The organism is Azospirillum sp. P4_B5 (genome assembly GCF_056402275.1).
Window position 1 is genome coordinate 17,289 of sequence record NZ_JBFUHT010000034.1, and the last position, 18,665, is coordinate 35,953.

An 18,665-nucleotide genomic window follows, 5' to 3' on the forward strand; every position below is an offset into this window, starting at 1 on the left:
ATGGTGTCAAGAGGCGGTGCGGATGGTCCCGACACGTCCCCCGGCCAGGAAATCCTCCGCGGCCCGGCCGCCGACGCGGAGGCCGCTGTCCTTCTCGAACAGGGAGAAGTCCTTCAGCAGGCAGTCGATGCCGACCGCCTCGCCGACGCGCAGCTCGCTGTAGCCGGGGACGGAGACCATCACCTCGTCGGTCAGGCCGCCGTCGTCGTGGGCGGTGTGGACGCCGGACAGCTTCACCGAGATCAGCGATTCCGCCCCCACATGCTCGACCAGGGTGACGGTGCCGGGCAGGCTCTTGCCCTGGCCCGGCGGCACGATGGCGAGCGCGCCGGGGCGCAGGCCCAGCCAGACCTTCATGCGGCTGCTGCCGCCGGGCCGCTCGGCCCCAGGGCGTTCGGCCTTGTCGGGCAGCGGCAGGACGCTGGCGCCGATGCGCACGGTCATGCCCTCGACCTCGGCGTCGATCAGGTTCATCGGCGGCGTGCCGATGAAGCGGGCGACGTAGGTGTTGGCCGGCTTCTCGTAGATCTCGCGCGGGGTGCCGTACTGCTGGAGGTGCCCGTCGCGCATCAGCGCGATGCGGGTGCCCATGGTCATCGCCTCGATCTGGTCGTGGGTGACGTAGACGAAGTTGCCGCCGACCCGCTGGTGGAGCTGGGTGATCTCCGCCCGCATGGCGGTGCGCAGCTTGGCGTCGAGGTTTGACAGCGGCTCGTCCATCAGGAAGGCCGACGGTTCGCGCACCATGGCGCGGCCGAGCGCCACGCGCTGGCGCTGGCCGCCCGACAGGGTGCGCGGGTGGCGGTCCAGCACCTTGGTCAGGGCCAGCGTGTCGGCGGTGCGCTCCACCAGTTCGCGCACCTCCGGCGAGTTCTCGATGCGGCGCTTGAAGTAGTCGCCGATGAAGGGGACGTGGAACCACCAGCGGAACTGCCGCATGATCAGCGGGAAGGCGATGTTCCGGCGCACCGTCATGTGCGGGTAGAGCGCGTAGGACTGGAAGACGAAGGCCATGTCGCGGTCGCTGGGCGGCAGCTCGTCCACCCGCTTGCCGCCGAGATGGATCTCGCCGCTGGTCACCGTCTCGAGCCCCGCGATCATGCGCAGGATGGTGGACTTGCCGCAGCCCGACGGGCCGAGCAGCACCAGGAATTCGTCGTCGCCGGCCTCCAGGCTCACGTTGTCGATCACGGTCAGGGAACCGAAGGACTTCGTGACGTTCTGCAGTTTGATAGCCATGGGCTTTTCCCTTTTATCTCTCGGGCGTGTCGGTGCAAGGGGGGCGGGATCGGCCCACGGTCAGCCCTTGACGCCGCCGGTCGTCATGCCGGCGACCACGTAGCGTTGGACGAACAGGTAGAAGACGACCGCCGGCAGCGTGTAGATGAAGCCGACCGCCATCACCGTGTGCACCGGCGTGCTCAGCTCGCCCACGAAGCTGGCCAGGCCGACCGAGGCGGTGCGCAGGGCGTCGTCGCTGATGAAGGTCTGGGCGAAGACATACTCGTTCCAACCGTGGAAGAAGGCGATCACCGCCGCCGCCGCCAGCGTCGGCGCGATCAGCGGAACCACCACCGCCAGCACGATGCCGAGGCGGGAGCAGCCGTCGACCCTTGCGGCCTCCTCGATCTCCGACGGCACGCCGTCGATGGCGCCCTTCAAGATCCAGGTCACCACCGGCACCGTGAAGGCCGTGTTGGCCAGGATCAGGCCGAGCAGCGTGTTGAGCAGCGACAGCTTGGTGAAGATGTCGTAGAGCGGCACCACCAGCATCGCTTCCGGCAGCATCTGCGTCATGAACAGCGCGAAGCCGAGCAGCAGCTTGCCGTTGAAGGTCAGGCGCGACAGCGCGTAGGCCGGCAGCACCGACAGCAGGATGCTCAGCACCGTCGTGCCGACCGCGACGATCAGGCTGTTGACCAGCCACTGGCGCAGCGAGGTCTCGGTGAAGGCGTCGGCGTAGGTGCCGATCTGCGACAGCGTCGGCAGCAGGTTCGGCGTGTCGTCGAACAGCCGCTCCGATGGGGTGAGCGAGGTCACCAGCATCCAGTAGAGCGGGAAGGCCGCCACCCCGAGGAGGACCAGGACGGCGAGCGTGCGGGCCGTGGAATTGTGTTTCATGGACGTCATGGGGATCACCGTTTCCCGGCGGCCTTTTCCGCCCGCGTCGACAGCCAGAAATAGACCAGCGTCACCAGGATCGCGACGACCAGCCCGATGATACCGACCGCCGCCGCCCGGCCGAGGTCGAGATAGACGAAGGCGCGGCGGTAGAGGTCGATGACCAGCGTGTTGGTTTCGCCCAGCGGGCCGCCCTGGGTCATCAGCCAGATCACGTCGAAGCGGCGCAGCGACCACACCGTGATGAGCAGGGTCAGCAGGGCCACCGACGGGCGGATGGTCGGCCAGGTGACGGCGCGGAAGATGCTCAGCCGGTCGGCCCCGTCGATCACCGCTGCCTCGCGCAGCTCCGACGGCACGCCCTGGAGGGCGGCCAGGATGACCACGGAGGAGAAGGGGAAGATCTGCCAGATCGTGGTGATGAGGATGGCCGGCAGGGCGTAGGACGGCTCGTCCAGCCAGTTCACCCCGCCGTCGGCGAAGCCCAGGAACTGGGCGAGGTGGCTGAACAGGCCGTACTGCGCGTTGAACATCCACACGAAGATCAGCGCCGCGGCGACCGGCGGGGCGGCCCACGGAATGGTGACCAGCGCGCGGGCGATGCCGCGCCCCCGGAAGGTGCCGTCGAGCAGCAGCGCCGCCAGCAGGCCGAGCCCGATGGAGGCGACCACACAGACCAGCGTGTAGACCGCGGTGACGCGCAGGACCTGATGGAACTCCGGGTCGAAGACGAGTTCGCGGTAATTGTCCAGCCCGACGTAGGTCTGCTGGCCCGGCGAGAGCAGCGAGGTGGAGGTGACGCTGAGCAGGAATTCCTGCACCAGCGGGTAGCCCTGGAAGACCAGGAGGTAGAGCGCCACCGGGGCGACGAAGAGTGCGGGAACCCAGCGGCCATGGTCGATCGGCGCGCGCCGCGCGGCGGCCCTGGGCTGGCTCACGGTCCTGCTCATCATGATGCGGTATCCGGAGTTGGGACCACGGCGATCGCATTCGTTATCCCCTCTCCCCTCCGCTCACGCGCAAACGAAGTTTGCGCTGACGCGACAGGCGGGCCGTCGGTCCGCCGGAAGCGGGGAGCGGGTTAGGGTGGGGGGGTTGGGGGTGTGGCGGATGTACGGGCGGGCGTTACTTCTGGGCGAGCACGCGGACGGTGATCAGGCGCTGCGCCTCGTCCATGGCGGTCTGCGGGGCGACGCCGCCCTGGAGCACCTTGAGGAGTTGCTGGACGATGATCTGCTGGATCTCCGGCGCCTTGGTCTCAAGCCCCTGCGGCAGGGCCGGCACGCTGTTCGGGGTCTGCGCGTCGTAGACCTTCAGCCAGGGCATGGCCTGAAGCTCTTCCGGCGTGCGCTCCACCGTCGTCGCGACGTTGGCGGCCCCGAGCAGGGTCTGGAGTTCCTGCTGCTGCTGGGGCTGGAGCGCCCATTGCAGGAACTTGCCGGCGGCGTCCTTCACCTTGGTGTTGGCGTTGATGGTCACCGGAGCCAGGATCATCCCCTGCTCCTTGTGCGGGAAGGGCGACGGGGCGGCGGCGATGGGGTGCGCCTTGCCCTGCGAGGTCAGGATGGTGGCGACGCCGCCGTTGTCGATCTCCATGGCGACCTTGCCTTCCCAGAACATCCGCCGGTAGGTGGCGGCGTCGGTGCCCTTGGGGATCATGCCGGCGTCGTAGACGGTCTTGTAGGCGGCGACACCCGCCACGACCTCCGGGCTGTTGAAGGTCGGCGTGCCGTCCGGCTTGGACCAGCGCCCGCCGAAGCCGTAGACGAAGTTGGTCAGGTCGTACCAGACGCCACCGCGCTCGGCCATCGTGGCGCGGAAGGCGAAGCCGTAGTTGCCGTCCTTCGTCGCCTCCTTGCCGAGCTTCACGAACTCCTCGAAGGTCTTGGGCGGCGTGCCGTTGGGCAACAGCGCGGCGTTGTAGACCATCGCGTAGTTGGCGGTGTCGAAGGCGAAGCCGTAGCGCTTGCCGTCGATCTTCATGTACTGGTCGGCGGCGGTGAATTTGTGGGCGCCGTCCTTCACGATGTCGTCGATCGGCAGGACCGACTTGGCGGCGACCGCCGCGTAGAACTCCGGCAGGTCGAAGCGGATCACGTCGGGGCCGCCGTTGCCGCCCATCTGCGTGAAGATGGTGGTGGCGAAGGAGGAGAAGGGGATGGTGACCGGCTTCACCTCGATGTCGGGCTGCGACTGGTTGAACTTCTCCACCCAGGCCTTCAGCCGGTCGCCGCGGCCGACCTCGGCGAAGTGGGACGCAGCGAAGGTCACCACCGTCTTGCCCGACGATTGGGCCAGGGCGACCGAGGCGGTGCCCAGCGCCAAAGCGGCGGCCAGCCCGCCGGCCAGAATGGGGGTGATGCCCGTGATTGCGCTCAGAAACGGCTTCATGCTGCGTCCTCCTCCTGAATTTGTTCGTTTGCTGTCATTTTTTTTTGGTTGGTTTAGCCCGCAATCCCGGAACCATACCAGAGTATGCGGGCCGGTGATCGGGGTTCAGTGCCGGCCCAACGCTCCGTCGATCCGGCGCCACAGCCCCAGCGGGTTGCTGTCGCGCAGGGCTTGCGGCAGCAGGTCGGCCGGGATGTCCTGGTAGCAGACGGGCCGCAGGAACCGCTCGATGGCCGCCGTGCCGACCGAGGTGGTGCGGCCGTCCGACGTGGCCGGGAAGGGGCCGCCATGCACCATGGCGTGGCAGACCTCGACGCCGGTCGGCCAGCCGTTGGCCAGGATGCGGCCCGCCTTGCGCTCCAGCGTCGGCAGCAGGTCCGCTGCCGCTCCGGTGTCCGCCGCGTCCATGTGCAGGGTCGCGGTGAGCTGGCCGTCCAGCCGTTCCGCCACGGCGCGCAAAGACTCCAGATCCGGGCAGCGGATGAGCAGGGAGGCGGCGCCGAACACCTCTTCCCGCATGGCCGGGTCGTCGAGAAAGGCCTCGGCGGTCGTCGCAAACAGCGCCGCCCGGCACCGGTTGGGGCCGTCGCCGTCCAGCCCGCGGGCCAGCGTCGCCACGCGGGCGTTGCCGGCCAGGGCCGCCACCCCGGCGTCGAAGGCGGCGTGGATGCCCGGCGTCAGCATGGTCGGCGCCGCGCTGCCGCCCAGCGCCTCCACGGCGGATGCCACGAAGCGGTCGAGGTCCGGACCGTCCACCGCCAGCAGGATGCCGGGGTTGGTGCAGAACTGCCCGGCGCCCAGGGTCAGCGAGGCGACGAAGCCCCGGCCCAGCGCCTCCGCCCGCGCGGCGAGCGCCGCGGGCAACAGGAAGACCGGATTGATGCTGCTCATCTCCGCGTAGACGGGGATCGGCTCCGGGCGCTTGGCCGCCACCTCCATCAGCGCCACGCCGCCGCGGCGCGACCCGGTGAAGCCCACCGCCTTGATGCGCGGGTCGGCGACCAGCGCCGTGCCCACCGACGAGCCGGCGCCGAAGATCAGCGAGAAGACGCCCTCCGGCAACCCGCATTCCGCGACGGCGGCCTGGACCGCGCGCCCGACCAGCTCCGACGTGCCGGGATGGGCGGAGTGGGCCTTGACCACCACCGGACAGCCGGCGGCGAAGGCCGAGGCGGTGTCGCCCCCGGCCACCGAGAAGGCCAGCGGGAAGTTGCTGGCGCCGAACACCGCCACGGGGCCGAGCGGGATGCGGCGCTGGCGCAGGTCGGGACGGGGCAGGGGCGCCCGTTCCGGCAGGGCCGGGTCGATGCGGACGCCGAGCCAGCTTCCTTCCCGCACCACGTCGGCGAAGAGACGGAGCTGGCCGGCGGTGCGCCCGCGCTCTCCCTCCAGCCGGGCGCGCGGCAGGCCGCTTTCGGCCATGGCGCGGACGATGAGAGAGTCACCGAGGTCGAGGATGTTGCGGGCGACCGCCTCCAGGAAGACGGCGCGGTCCTCCGGCGCGGCTTCACGGAAGCGGTCGAAGGCGTCCCAGGCGAGCTGGCAGGCGCGCTCCACCTCCGCGGCACCACCGCCGCCGAAGGCGGGGTCCAGCGCCGTCCCGGTGGACGGGTCGATGGCGCGGATCTCGCCGTTGCGGCCATGGTGGCTCTCGGCGCCGATCAGCATCATGCCGGTGAGGGTCACGGGCGGGTCCTTTCTTGTTCTCGCTGCTCTTGGTCTCGCTGCGGCATCAGCCGAGCAGGCCGCGGCCCGCGAGGTTCCGCATCAGGGCGGCGGCGCCGAAGTCCCAGGGCGCGCAGTCGGCGCAATGGCGGACCCGGTTGGTCAGGCTGCCGAGCGCCGGGGCGGTGATGGTCACCACGTCGTCCAGCTTGTGGGTGAAGCCCTCGCCCGGACGGTCGCGGTCCTCGACCGGCGCGAACATGGTGCCGAGCAGCAGGACGAAGCCGTCCGGATACTGGTGGTTCTCGCCGATGGTGGCCTCCACCAGCTCCACCGGGTCGCGGCTGATCTGCGACATGGAGCTGGAGCCCTCCAGCCGGAAACCGTCGCTGCCCTCGACCACCAGCCCAAGCTCGGCGCTGCGCACGCCGTCGAGCGTGAAGCGGTCGTCGAACAGGCGGATGAAGGGGCCGATGGAGCCGCTGGCGTTGTTGTCCTTGGCCTTGCCGAGCAGCAGGGCGGAGCGCCCCTCGACGTCGCGCAGGTTCATGTCGTTGCCGAGCGTGGCGCCGACGATCGCGCCGCGGCTGGAGGCGAGGACGGCGATTTCCGGTTCCGGGTTGTTCCACACGGAATAGGGCGGGATGCCGACATGGGCGCCGGTGCCGACCGCCGACATCGGCTGGCCCTTGGTGAAGATCTCGGCGTCGGGGCCGATGCCGACCTCCAGATACTGGGACCACACCCCGCGGGCGATCAGCGCCTTCTTGACCTCCATGGCCTCCGGCGAGCCGGGCTTCAGGCTGGACAGGTCGCGCCCGATCAGCGCGTCGATGTCGGCGCGGATGGCCAGCGCCTTTTCCGGGGCGCCGCGCGCCTGCTCCTCGATGACGCGCTCCAGCAGGCTGACCACGAAGGTCACGCCGGACGCCTTCACCGCCTGGAGGTCGATGGGCGCCAGCAGCCAGGGCCGTTCCGGGTCGCGCCGGTCCTCGTCGGAGTTGGCAAGGAGTGCGGCGGCGGTGCCGATCCACTCACCGGGCAGGTCGCGGGCGATGGCCGCGGCGGCGCCGGTCTCCACCAGATCGCGCATGGTGGGCGCGTCGCGGCTGGTGATGTCGAACACGTCCTGGCCGCGCACGGCGATGACCGAGGGGCCGACCCCGGGACGCCAGGCGCGCCCGACCAGAAGCGCGCCCTCGTCCGCGGGCAGGGCGGCGGCGGGGTCGAGGGGAAGGGGTCGCTTGCTCATGGTTTCCTCTCCTCGTCTTACTTGCGCCGGAAGACCGGGCTGCGCTTCTCCTTGAAGGCGGCGCGCCCTTCGGCGGCGTCCGCCGTGGCGAAGCAGATGGTTTGCAGGTCGCGCTCGTACTCGATGGCCTTTTCCACCGGCATGGTGTGGGCGGCCTTCAGGTTCAGCTTCGCCGTTTCCGCGGCGATGGGGGCGCGGCTGGCGACGATGGCGGCGATCTCCTGCGCGCGGGCCAGCAGCCGGCCGGCGGGCACCACCTCGCTGACGAGGCCCCAGGCCAGCGCCTTGTCCGCCGGGATCGGGTCGCCGGTCAGGATCATCATCGCGGCGTTGGAGGTGCCGATGGAGTGCGAGAGGAAGGCCGCGACGCCGCCGCCGCCGATCCAGCCGAGCTTGATCTCCGGCGCGCCGAACTGGGCGTTCTCCGACGCGATGCGGATGTCGCAGCTCATCGCCGTCTCCAGCCCGCCGCCGAAGGCGTAGCCGTTGACCGCGGCGATGCTCGGCTTGCGCAAGGCCCGGATGGCGTCGCAATAGTCCTCGCGGTTGCGGAAGTTCCAGGCGGTGTCGTAGCGGTCCAGCTCGCGGATGTCGGAGCCGCAGCAGAAGGCGCGCGGACCGGCGCCGGTCAGCACGACGCAGCGGATGCCGTCGTCGGCGTTGCAGCGCGCCACGGCGGCGACCAGCTCCGCCGCCATCTCCGGGGTCACCGCGTTCAGCTTCTGCGGGCGGTCGAGCGTGATGGTGGCGACGAAGCCGTCCACCGTGACGGTGACCGCGCCAAGCGCCGGATCGGGGGTGTTCAGCGAGTCCATGGGATGGGCCTTATCGTTCGGCGCCAGCAGCCGGACGGCTGGCGGCGTAGCGGTGTTGCAGGCGGTCGAGCAAGGCGGCGTGCGGCGTGCCCTCGGCCAGCGCGTCGCGGATCATCGCGGCGGCTTCGGCCTGGAAGGCGATGTAGCCGGCGTGGCGCGGGCGGACGTAGGCGGCCTCCAGCGTCGCGGCGGTGTTGCGGTAGAAGCCGCCCCAGCGGGCGTTCACCGCCGCGTCCGCCCAGGCGTCGCGGCGGCTCGGCTGGCCATCGTGGGCCGGGATGAAGGTCCGCTGCGCCTCGGCGCCGAGCAGCCAGCGCAGATGGCCGAGCAGGGCCGGCGTCACCTCGCAGCGCACGGAGACGCCGATGCCGGTGCCGCCCAGCGTCGAGCCGGGACGCCCGTCCGCCGTGGCGCGCGGCGCGTCGGCGAACGTGACCGGCTTGTCTTCCATCCTGGCCGGGGCCGCGTAGTTGACGTAGCCGTAGACCAGCGGGCAGAGCGCCACCGCGTCGGTGCGGGCCATGTGGCCGAGCAGCCCGATGGGGTTCAGCCCGCGCACCGCCGCCGGCATCCGCCCGGCCAGGGTCGCCATGAGGTCGAGCACTTGCGTCCCCACCTCCGCCGAGACCAGCCGGTCGGGGTCGGCCACGGCGGGCGGGTCCCCGAAGGCCGCCGCCATGGACAGGAAGGTCAGGCAGGCGTGCGGCCCGGCCAGTGACAGGGCAACCGGCGCCCGTCCGGACAGGCTGGCCACCTCCGCCCAGGTGACCGGAACCGGCCCGTCCATCCGATCGGCGCGGCAGGCCATGACCTGCGTCGCCGCGTCGAGCGGCAGCGCCCAGTGACGGTCCGCGAAGCGGTAGCTGGCGAGGCTCGGCCCGATGCTGTCCCGCTGCCAGCCGGCGATGTCCTCCGCCGTGAACAGGTCCTCCAGCGGGATCAGGCCGCGCTCCGCGACCGCCTCCCCGACATGGGGGTGGTCCAGCACGATCAGGTCGTAGCGGGCGCAGAGGTCGGCGATGGGATGGGCCTCGAAGCCCTCCAAAGGCTGCTTGTCCCAGGCGATGGATAGCCCGTCGCGCGCCTCGTCCAGCCCGGCGGCCGCCGCGGCCAAGGCGTTGTAGCCGCGCGGGTGGTCCCAGGTCAGCGCGCGGTAGCGCATGCCCGAACCTCCTCTTCCTCCGCCTCCGGCTCGGTGGCGGCGACGACCCCCGCGGCCAGCAGGCGGTCGACGGCCTCGGCGGTGAAGCCGGCGGCCTCCAGAACCTCGCGGGTGTGCTCGCCGGTCAGGGGCGCGCCGCGCTCGACCTCCGACGGGGTCTTGGAGAACCGGATCGGGAAGCCCGGCGTCTTGACGCGGCCCTCGGTCGGGTGGTCGTACTCGACGAAGGTGCCGTTGTGCTTGATCTGCGGGTCGTTCACGAGGTCGGCGTAGCCGTAGACCGGCCCGGCCCAGACCCCGGCGGCGTTGAACAGCTCCAGCCACTCCGCGGAGGTCCGGGCGGTCAGCCGGGCGCGGGTCTTGGCGAAGATCTCGTCTCGGCGCGACCAACTGTCGGTCTCGTCCTCCATGTCGAGGAAGGACGGCTCGCCGATCAGCTCGCCCAGCAGCTTCAGCGGCGGGAAAGCCACGATGATGAAGCCGTCGCTGGTCGCGAAGGCGCCGTAGGGGGCGCGGATGTAGACGTGGGCGTGCGGCTCCGCAGAGCGGGTCTGCGGCTTGCCGCCGACCGTGAAGACCGACAGCTCCTGCATCTGGATCGTCGTGATGGCGTCCAGCATGTTGACCTGGACGAGCTGGCCCTCGCCGGTGCGCTCGCGGTGGAGCAGGGCGGCCAGCACGCCTTCGAAGGCGGTGTAGCCGGTGATCGCGTCCACCAGATACTGGCCGGCGGGGGTCGGGGCCTCGCCCTCGCGGCCCGCCGACAGCATGGCGCCGGACATGCCCTGCAACAGCAGGTCCTGGCCCGGACGCTGGACGTAGGGGCCGGTCTCGCCATAGCCGGAAATCGACAGGTAGATCAGGCGCGGGTTGATCGCCGACAGCGATTCATAATCCACGCCCAGCCGCTTGGCGACGCCCGGCCGGTAGTTCTGGAGGAAGACGTCGGCGGTCTTGACCAGTTCCATCAGCAGGGCCTTGCCCTCGGCGTTCTTCAGGTCGACGGCGAGCGAGCGCTTGTTCCGGTTCAGCGACAGGAAGGAGACGTTCACCTTGTTGCCGGTGATGCCGCCCGCCGCGGTGTGGCGCTGCCACTCGCCGGTCACCGGCTCCACCTTCACCACGTCGGCGCCGAGGTCGCCTAGGCGCTGCGCCGCCAGCGGGCCGGCCATGGCGATGGAGCAGTCGAGCACACGGTAACCGCTGAGGATGTTGCGTTTCTTGTCCATGATGTCCGGGTCTTGTTGCCGTGGGTCCGCCGGCCATGGCGGAAGGATGGGGCGGAAGGAAGGGTTCGCTCAGCCGTTGGTCGCCGGGGCTTCGGTGAAGAAAGCGCGGTTCCAGACGGGGCTGATGAGGATTTCGTTGACGCAGACGTGGGGCGGCATCTCGGCCACGAAGCGGATGGTGCGGCCCAGGTCTTCAGGTTGGAGCAGGCGCGCCATCTCCTCCGCCGGGGGCGGGGAGGGGCGCTGGCCCAGCAGGTCGGTCGCCACTTCGCCCGGCATGACCACGCAGGAGCGCAGGCCGTTGCGCCATTCCTCCATGTTCAGGCTGTGGCTCAGCGTCACCAGCGCCTGCTTCGTCGCGTTGTAGCCGGGTCCGCCGAGGACGAGCGCGTGCCGCCCGACCCAGGAGGACACGATGATGACGGTGCCGGACCGGCGCTCCCGCATGGCGGGCAGCACCGCCTGGATGGTGTGCATGGTGCCGTTGAGGTTGACGTCGACCAGCCGCCGCCAGCCCTCCGCCCCGAGGTCGCGGAAGCTGCGGTTGGGCAGGTTCATCCCGGCGCTGGCGACCAGCGTGTCGATTCGCCCGTGGCGGTCGAGGATCGCCGCCGCCACGCGCCGCACCGCCGCCGCGTCGGTCACGTCGAGGACCGCGGTTTCGGCCCTGCCGCCGGCGGCGCGGATGGACGCCGCCACGCGGTCGAGCGCGTCGTCGCGCCGTCCGGACAGGACGACGGTGGCGCCGCCCTGCGCCAGCGCCCGTGCGCCGGCCTCGCCGATTCCGCTGCCGCCGCCGGTGATCCAGGCGACGCTGTCCGCAAGAACGCTCATGTCTTGCCTGCTTCGTTGCTTGTCTTTGTTGCTTGCCCGCCGTCCGGCCCTCGGGCCGCCGCGGTGTTCCTCCCCGCGGCCCCCGGATCGTCCGCCTTCGCGTTCGTTCAGAGTGACCGCTAACGTGACCGGTAACATGATTGGTTGGGGCAATCAAGCATCTTTGGCGAGCGATAATGTTAGCGTTCGCGTGACCGCTAACATGAAATGCGCTATGGATTGTGGAAACGGCGCCGCGCCCGGCTTGCAACGGCGGGCGCGGCCATGCACAAGAAGGCGGCCGGTTCGTGCCCGAAGGCGGGCCGGCGGAGGCAGGAAAGAGGTCATCCCAGGTGTCGGACGAAGGACAGCTTTCGCTCAGGAAGGCGGAGTCACGGCGGCGCTCCGCGACCCGCGCGGTGACGATGGCCGATGTGGCGCAGGCCGCCGGGGTCTCCACGCAGACGGTCTCGCGCGCGCTCCGCGATCCGCGCAGCGTCGGCCCGGACACGCTCGCCCGCATCGAGGAGGCGGTTCGCGAAACCCGCTACGTGCAGAACCTGGCGGCGAGCCACCTCGCCTCCAACCGCAGCATGACGGTGGCGGCGATCATCCCGACCATCTCCGCCTCGATCTTCGCGGAAACCATCCAGGGGCTGACCGACGTCCTGCTGCCGGAGGGCTATCAGGTCTTCCTCGGCCACACCGACTACATGGCGGGGCGCGAGGAGTCGCTGGTCCGCAGCTTCAGCGGGCGGCGCCCCGACGGATTCTTCATCATCGGCACCCGCCACACCCAGGAGACCACCGCCCTCCTGAAGCGCACCGGGGTTCCGGTGGTGGAGAGCTGGAGCTGGACGAACCGCCCCGTCGACATGCTAGTCGGCTTCTCCAACCACGCCGCCCTGATGAGCGTGGTCGACCATCTGGTGGGGCGCGGCTATCGCCGGTTGGCCTTCACGGGCGTCATGAAGCCGGGCGACCACCGCGCCAAGGAGCGTCTGAAGGGTTTCCAGGACGCCCATGAGCGTCATTTTCCGGGCGTGACGCCGCGCGTCGTCACGGTCACCAGCGGGCCGATGGTGATGGCGACCGGCGTGGAGTTGCTGAAGCTGGTTCGGGAGCAGCATCCCGACACCGACGCCGTGGTGTTCGTCAGCGACGTGCTGGCCTCCGGTGCCCTGCTGGCCTGCAGCGGCATGGGGATTTCGGTGCCGAAGGATCTGGCGATCACCGGGTTCGGCAACTACGACATCGCCGGGCAGTTGACGCCGGGCCTGACCACCATCGCCATCGCCAGCCGCAGGATCGGCATGGAATCCGCCAACCTCCTGCTGCGGCGGATGCAGGGCGGCGAGGTGGAGAACCGCACCCAGGACGTGGGCTTCGAATTGCTGGTGCGGGGCAGCGCCTGAGCCTTTCGGCTTGGCGAGGAATCCCTCCCGCCTCCCACGCCCGCATGCGGGCGCTGACGTCGCCAGTGGAATTACCCTAAAGAATTCACGGACATAAAGACGCAAACGATCGCCGAAACGGTGACGTTGCCCCCTTGCGCAATCCGCCGCCTGATGCTTAGAATGAAAATCATTCGCATTCAGCTGATCAGCGCAGATGTTCGACTTTCTTGAAACGGACAGGGTGCCGGTCGCTAACGCTGCGCCACATGCACACCCTTTGGTAGAGGAACTGGCTCAATGTCTCAATCTTGCGGCAAGGACGCTCTGCGCCTGACCGTCCGCCGCCGCGGCGCCGCGCACGATATCCTTGCACCGGGACTGCGCCCGGTCGCCATGGCGGTTTGTTTTGCCAGCGCCGTCCTCGCGGGCGGCCTTCCCTTCGCCCCGGCCGCGCAGGCCCAGACGGCGGCGGCGCGCACGGTCGACGCCAACGTGCCGCCGGGGCCGCTGGACGCCGCGCTGCGCGGCTTCGCCGCCCAGGCCGGGGTGAGCGTCGCCGTAGACCCGGCCCAGGTGCGGGGCAAGACCTCCCAGGGGCTGCGCGGAACGACGACGGTCGAGGACGGCTTCCGCCGCCTGCTGGACGGCAGCGGTTATCAGATCGCGGGCACGTCCTCGGGGTACGGCCTCGTCGCGCAAGGGTCCGTGCCGGTCGCGAACGCCCCGGCCGGGGCGACGGTGCTGCCCACCGTCCAGGTTTCGGCCAACGCCGGCACGCTGCCGGGCGAGCCGCCGCCGCCCTACGCCGGCGGTCAGGTGGCGCGCGGCGGCTCGCTGGGCCTGCTGGGCACCAGGAACACGCTGGACACGCCGTTCAGCACGACGAACTACACCTCCGAGCTGATCGAGAACCAGCAGGCGCGCACGGCGGCGGACACGCTGATCAACGATTCGTCGGTGCGCACGACCACCGGCGGCAACGGTTTCGACGACACCTTCCAAATCCGCGGCTTCGCGGTTCCGTCCGGCGACGTCGGCTTCAACGGCATGTACGGGCTGGTGTCCTCCAACCGCGTGCCCTCGCAGATCATCGAGCGGATCGAGTTGCTGAAGGGGCCGGGCGCGCTGATGAACGGCATCGCCCCCGGCGGCAGCATCGGCGGCGGCATCAACATCCTCAGCAAGCGCGCCAGCGACCAGCCGCTGACCCGCGTGACCGGGCTCTACCAGAGCGACGCCAATTTCGGCGTCCATGTCGACACCGGGCGCCGCTTCGGCGAGAACAACGCATGGGGCGTGCGCTTCAACGGCCTGCTGCGCGGCGGCGAGGCCTCGATCGAGGACGGCGACGTCAAGACCGGCCTCGGCTCGCTGGCGGTGGATTACCGGGGCGAGCGGCTGCGCTGGTCGCTCGACGGCATCATCCAGCGCGACGACACCGACAATTTCCGCCCGCAGATCAGCATCCTCCCCACGACGACGGCCATCCCGTCGCCGCCCGACGCGCGCAGCAACTGGTACCCGAACACCAAGCTGGTCCAGAAGGACAAGACCATCGCCTCGAACATCGAGTTCGACGTGACGGAGTGGCTGACCGCCTACGCCGGCATCGGCTACCGCGACGGCACCAACGATCAGGTGTTCCCGCAGTCCAACCCCGCCGTGAACGCGCTCGGCAACTTCACGGTCCGCAACTCCTACTACGACTCCTACAGCGAGACGGTCAGCGGCACCGCCGGCGCGCGCCTGCGCTTCGAGACGGGTCCCGTCCGCCATCAGGTCAACATCGGCTACACCGGCTTCCAGCGGGAGGAGGGCAACGCCTACATCCAGGCCGCCGGCGCGGCCCCGTCGAACATTTACAACCCGGCTCCGCTGCCGGTCATCACCGCGCCGCGCACCGACCCGCGCAAGTCGGCGGAGACGACGCTCAGCAGCATCGCCATCGCCGACACGCTGTCCTTCGTCAACGACCGCGTCCTGCTGACGCTCGGCGTGCGCGACCAGACGGTGAAGGTGAAGGGCTTCAGCACGACGACTGGCGCGCAGACCAGCAACTACAACGCCAGCGCCACGACGCCGCTCGCCGGCCTGGTCGTCAAGCCGCTGGAGAACGTCGCGGTCTACGGCAACTACGCCGAGGGCCTGTCGCGCGGCACCATCGTCGGCGCCGGCTACGCCAACACCGGCGCGGTGCTCGAACCCTACAAGTCGAAGCAGCTCGAGGGCGGCGTCAAGGTCGATTGGGGGACCATCACGACCACCGCCGCGGTGTTCCAGATCACCCGCCCCAGCTCGATCCGCACCGCGTCCAACGAGCTGGCCTATGACGGCGAGCAGCGCAACCGCGGCCTGGAGCTGTCCGCCTACGGCGAGATCCTGCCCGGTCTGCGCGCCATGGCCAGCGCGACCTTCCTGAAGCCGGAGCTGACGAAGACCGCCGTTGCCTCGGAAGAGGGCAACGACGCCGCCGGCGTGCCGGACAAGAGCTTCTCCGCCAGCCTGGATTGGGACACGCCGTGGGTCGAGGGCCTCGCCCTCAACGGGCGCGTGATCCACACCTCCGGCTCCTACCTGACCAACGCCAACACGCTGCGTTTCGACGGCTGGACCCGCTTCGACATCGGTGCCCGCTACACCACCGACGTGTCGGGCAAGCCGGTCGTGCTGCGCGCCAGCGTCGAGAACCTCTTCGACAAGGAGTACTGGCTGACCACCGGCACCTACGTGACCGTCGGTTCGCCGCGCACCGTGCTGCTGTCCGCCACCGTCGACTTCTGATCCCTCACGCCCCGTTTGGATTTCGTCATGAACAAACTGTCGCTTGCCCTTTTCGCCGCGCTGGGCTTCGCCATGCCCGCCGCCATGCCCGCCCAAGCCCACCAGATCTGGATCGAGCAGCCCGACCAGGGCAACGCCACGATCCGCTTCGGGGAGTTCGGCGAGAACCTGCGCGAGGTCTCGCCCGGCCTGCTCGACAAGTTCGGCAAGCCGGCCGGCACCCTCCTCTCCGCCAAGGGGGAGCGGAAGGTCGAGGCCGCCAAGACCGCGGACGGCTTCGCGCTGCCCTTCAAGGCCGCCAACGGCGAGAGCATCGTCGCCGAGGACACGCTCTACCCGCTCTACACATGGAAGCAGGGCGACAAGGAGACCACCAACTGGTTCCACCCCGCCGCGCGCCTGATCACCGGCTTCGCCGAGCAGGCGCCGAAGCTGACGCTGGATCTGGTGCCCACCGGCAAGCCCGGCCAGTTCAAGCTGGTCTTCCAGGGCCAGCCCAAGGCCAAGACCAAGGTGATGCTGGTCACCCAGTCCGGCTGGGCCAAGGAGGAGCACAGCGACGAGCAGGGGCTGGTCACCTTCGACCTGCCGTGGAAGGGCACCTACGTGGCCGAGGTCAGCCTGAACGAGCGCACCCCCGGCGAACGCCAGGGCGCCAACGGCGCCGAGAAGTATGACGGCGTCAGCTACGTCACCACGGTGACCTACGTCCACCCCGACGGTCTGGCGCCGGTCCCCGCCGGCCCGGCGGCGACGCCCAACAAATGACCTCCGTGGCCGGACGGGTCCGCGCAGCCTTTGATGCTTGGGGCGGCCCGCTCGTCTCGCGCATAGCCGCCGCCCTGTTCGGCGGCTATGCGCTGGCGGCACTCGCCAGCGTGGCGGTGCTGGCGCTTCCCATGAGCGCGCCGCAGGCGGTGCTCACCGGCCAGTTGGCGAGCTTCGTCATCTACGCCGCCGCCGTGATCTGGGTCTTCGCGGTCCGCAGCGCGCTGCGCGCCTGGACGGGCCTTCTTGTCGTGGCCGCGCCGCTGTTGCTGGCGGCGTGGTCGGTCTGGTGATGGGGAACCGAGCGTGAAGACGGATCAGGAAGCGCGTCCCGACGGCCGCGGCCTCCGCCAGAGCATGTCCGACCTGCACACGTGGGTCGGGCTGCTTCTCGGCTGGGTGCTCTACGCGATGTTCCTCACCGGGACGGTGTCCTACTTCAAGGACGAGCTGTCGCAATGGATGCGTCCCGAACTGCCGGCGCAGAGCGGGGTGCCGGATCAGGCCGAGGTCGCCCAGCGGGTGGCCGACGAGCTGGTCGCCCTGGTGCCGGGCAGCCCGCAATGGAGCCTGCGCCTGCCGGACGCCCGCAACAACAGCGTCTACGCCTTCTGGCGCACCGCCGGGGCGGCTCCCGGCCAGCGCGGCTTCGGCGAGGGCAACTTCGACCCGGTGACCGGGCAGACGGTGTCGTCGCGCGCGACGCTGGGCGGCGACTTCTTCTACCGCTTCCATTTCCAGTTCCACTACATGCCGGTGGTGTGGGGGCGCTGGCTCGCCGGCATCGCGGCCATGTTCATGCTGGTGGCCATCGTCAGCGGGGTCATCACCCACAAGAAGATCTTCGTCGATTTCTTCACCTTTCGCTGGGGCAAGGGGCAGCGCTCCTGGCTCGACGCGCACAACGCGCTGTCGGTGTTCGGGCTGCCCTTCCACGCCATGATCACCTACACCGGGCTGGTGACGCTGATGGCGCTCTACATGCCCTGGGGCCAGCAGGCGGGGATCAAGACCGCGGCGGAGCGCCAGCAGCTCAACGCCGAACTCAGCGCCTTCATCCAGCCGGGCAAACCCAGCGGCGAGGCGGCGCCGCTCGCCTCGATCGAGGACATGGTGCGCCACGCCCAGGAGCGCTGGGGCCGCGACGGCGTCGGGCGGGTCACCGCCACCCATCCGGGCGACGCGGCGGCGCGGGTGGCGGTGGCGCGCGGCGACGGCGGGCGCGTCTCGATGAGTCCGCAATATCTGGAGTTCGAAGGGACCACCGGCAAGCTGCTGGCCGTCCACGAAGGGGTGGGGCCGGCGGCGGAGACCCGCGGCGTGCTCTACGCCCTGCATCTGGGGCGCTTCAGCGACTCGGTGACGCGCTGGCTCTATTTCCTCGTCAGCCTTGCCGGCACCGCCATGGTGGGCACCGGTCTGGTGATGTGGACGGTGAAGCGCCGGCAGAAGCTGCCCGACCCGGCCCGGCCCCATGCCGGCTTCCACGTCGTGGAGCGGCTGAACATCGCCAGCATCGCCGGCCTGTCGGTCGCCATGGCGGCCTTCCTGTGGGCGAACCGCCTGCTGCCGGAGACCCTGGCGGACCGCGCCAACTGGGAGATCCACAGCTTCTTCATCGTCTGGGCGTTGACGCTGCTGCACGGCGTGCTGCGTCCGGCGAAGAAGGCCTGGGTCGAGCAGCTTTGGCTGGCAGCGGCGCTGCTGGCGCTGCTGCCCGTGCTCAACGCCGCGACCACGCACCGGCCACTGTGGCGCAGCTTGGCCGAAGGCGATTGGGTGTTCATCGGCATGGACCTGATGTGCTGGGCGCTGGCGGCGCTTCACGCCGTCCTGGCGGTCCGCACGCTCCGCCACCAGCCCAAGACGCGGGCCGCCCGCAAACCCGTCCACCAACCCGTCCACCAACCCGCCGGCGGCGCCGTGCTGCGCGAGGGATGAGCATGATCCACCTGTCGTCCTTCATCCTGTGCCTGACGGGCTTCGCCGCGCTGGCCTTCGCGATGGGCCGTCCGCAGCACGATCTGTTCGGACGGTCCCTGCCGGCCCCCGCGACGGCCGCCCTGCGCGTCGGCGGGGCGGTTTCCCTGCTGGGGGCACTGGGCCTCCTCGTGACGTGGCAGGGCTGGGGACTCGGCCTCGTCATGTTCAGCGGCCACACCAGCCTGGGCGCCGGAATCGTCCATGGCGCCCTGATCGTCCAAGGGCGGCGGGCTGCCCGCCCAAATTGAGGCTACGCCTTATTTTTGACCCATTTTGTCGCGACCGGCC

16 protein-coding genes are annotated in these 18,665 nt (G+C 70.0%); 6 read left to right on the forward strand and 10 right to left on the reverse strand.

Features of this window, described 5'->3' with window-relative positions:
• Positions 1 to 6: 6 nt before the first annotated feature.
• The 10 genes from AC1DVI_RS23180 to AC1DVI_RS23225 form a co-directional block, all read right to left on the reverse strand.
• Entirely contained in the window at positions 7 to 1,239 is a 1,233-nt protein-coding gene (locus AC1DVI_RS23180; RefSeq protein ID WP_476959969.1) for an ABC transporter ATP-binding protein, read from the reverse strand.
• 60 nt (positions 1,240 to 1,299) lie between these two features.
• Positions 1,300 to 2,130 carry a carbohydrate ABC transporter permease gene (locus AC1DVI_RS23185; protein WP_476959970.1) on the reverse strand — a complete coding sequence of 277 codons (831 nt, stop codon included), beginning with the start codon at positions 2,128 to 2,130 and terminating at the stop codon, positions 1,300 to 1,302.
• Positions 2,131 to 2,135: 5 nt separating this feature from the next.
• On the reverse strand, positions 2,136 to 3,074 hold the full coding sequence (locus tag AC1DVI_RS23190; protein WP_476959971.1) for a carbohydrate ABC transporter permease: 939 nt from the start codon (positions 3,072 to 3,074) through the stop codon (positions 2,136 to 2,138).
• Between the two features lie 172 nt (positions 3,075 to 3,246).
• A complete protein-coding gene (locus AC1DVI_RS23195; protein ID WP_476959972.1) occupies positions 3,247 to 4,512 on the reverse strand; it encodes an ABC transporter substrate-binding protein in 1,266 nt (421 codons plus the stop codon).
• 105 nt (positions 4,513 to 4,617) lie between these two features.
• Positions 4,618 to 6,198 carry an aldehyde dehydrogenase (NADP(+)) gene (locus tag AC1DVI_RS23200; protein ID WP_476959973.1) on the reverse strand — a complete coding sequence of 527 codons (1,581 nt, stop codon included), beginning with the start codon at positions 6,196 to 6,198 and terminating at the stop codon, positions 4,618 to 4,620.
• 46 nt (positions 6,199 to 6,244) lie between these two features.
• Complete coding sequence (locus AC1DVI_RS23205; protein WP_476959974.1) at positions 6,245 to 7,429, reverse strand: fumarylacetoacetate hydrolase family protein; 1,185 nt, start codon at positions 7,427 to 7,429, stop codon at positions 6,245 to 6,247.
• A gap of 17 nt (positions 7,430 to 7,446) precedes the next feature.
• Positions 7,447 to 8,244, reverse strand: coding sequence for an enoyl-CoA hydratase/isomerase family protein (locus AC1DVI_RS23210; RefSeq protein WP_476959975.1), 798 nt, complete (start codon positions 8,242 to 8,244; stop codon positions 7,447 to 7,449).
• Positions 8,245 to 8,254: 10 nt separating this feature from the next.
• Positions 8,255 to 9,406, reverse strand: a complete 1,152-nt coding sequence (locus tag AC1DVI_RS23215) for a carbohydrate ABC transporter substrate-binding protein (RefSeq protein ID WP_476959976.1) — start codon at positions 9,404 to 9,406, stop codon at positions 8,255 to 8,257.
• Entirely contained in the window at positions 9,388 to 10,635 is a 1,248-nt protein-coding gene (locus tag AC1DVI_RS23220; RefSeq protein ID WP_476959977.1) for a CaiB/BaiF CoA transferase family protein, read from the reverse strand. The genes AC1DVI_RS23215 and AC1DVI_RS23220 overlap by 19 nt, the downstream gene beginning before the upstream one ends.
• Positions 10,636 to 10,704: 69 nt before the next feature.
• Entirely contained in the window at positions 10,705 to 11,469 is a 765-nt protein-coding gene (locus tag AC1DVI_RS23225; RefSeq protein ID WP_476959978.1) for an SDR family oxidoreductase, read from the reverse strand.
• A gap of 332 nt (positions 11,470 to 11,801) precedes the next feature.
• Between AC1DVI_RS23225 and AC1DVI_RS23230 the strand changes: the two genes are divergently transcribed.
• From AC1DVI_RS23230 to AC1DVI_RS23255, 6 genes are all read left to right on the forward strand, one after another.
• On the forward strand, positions 11,802 to 12,863 hold the full coding sequence (locus AC1DVI_RS23230) for a LacI family DNA-binding transcriptional regulator (RefSeq protein ID WP_476959979.1): 1,062 nt from the start codon (positions 11,802 to 11,804) through the stop codon (positions 12,861 to 12,863).
• Between the two features lie 279 nt (positions 12,864 to 13,142).
• Positions 13,143 to 15,626 (forward strand): TonB-dependent siderophore receptor, encoded by a 2,484-nt coding sequence (locus tag AC1DVI_RS23235; protein WP_476959980.1) that lies wholly within the window; start codon positions 13,143 to 13,145, stop codon positions 15,624 to 15,626.
• A 27-nt stretch (positions 15,627 to 15,653) separates the two neighbouring features.
• Complete coding sequence (locus AC1DVI_RS23240) at positions 15,654 to 16,394, forward strand: cobalt ABC transporter substrate-binding protein (protein ID WP_476959981.1); 741 nt, start codon at positions 15,654 to 15,656, stop codon at positions 16,392 to 16,394.
• Positions 16,391 to 16,687 (forward strand): DUF3649 domain-containing protein, encoded by a 297-nt coding sequence (locus AC1DVI_RS23245; RefSeq protein ID WP_476959982.1) that lies wholly within the window; start codon positions 16,391 to 16,393, stop codon positions 16,685 to 16,687. Before AC1DVI_RS23240 ends, AC1DVI_RS23245 begins: the two co-directional genes overlap by 4 nt.
• 13 nt (positions 16,688 to 16,700) lie before the next feature.
• Entirely contained in the window at positions 16,701 to 18,335 is a 1,635-nt protein-coding gene (locus AC1DVI_RS23250; RefSeq protein WP_476959983.1) for a PepSY-associated TM helix domain-containing protein, read from the forward strand.
• A 2-nt stretch (positions 18,336 to 18,337) separates the two neighbouring features.
• Positions 18,338 to 18,625 carry a DUF3325 domain-containing protein gene (locus tag AC1DVI_RS23255; protein ID WP_476959984.1) on the forward strand — a complete coding sequence of 96 codons (288 nt, stop codon included), beginning with the start codon at positions 18,338 to 18,340 and terminating at the stop codon, positions 18,623 to 18,625.
• Positions 18,626 to 18,665: the final 40 nt, after the last annotated feature.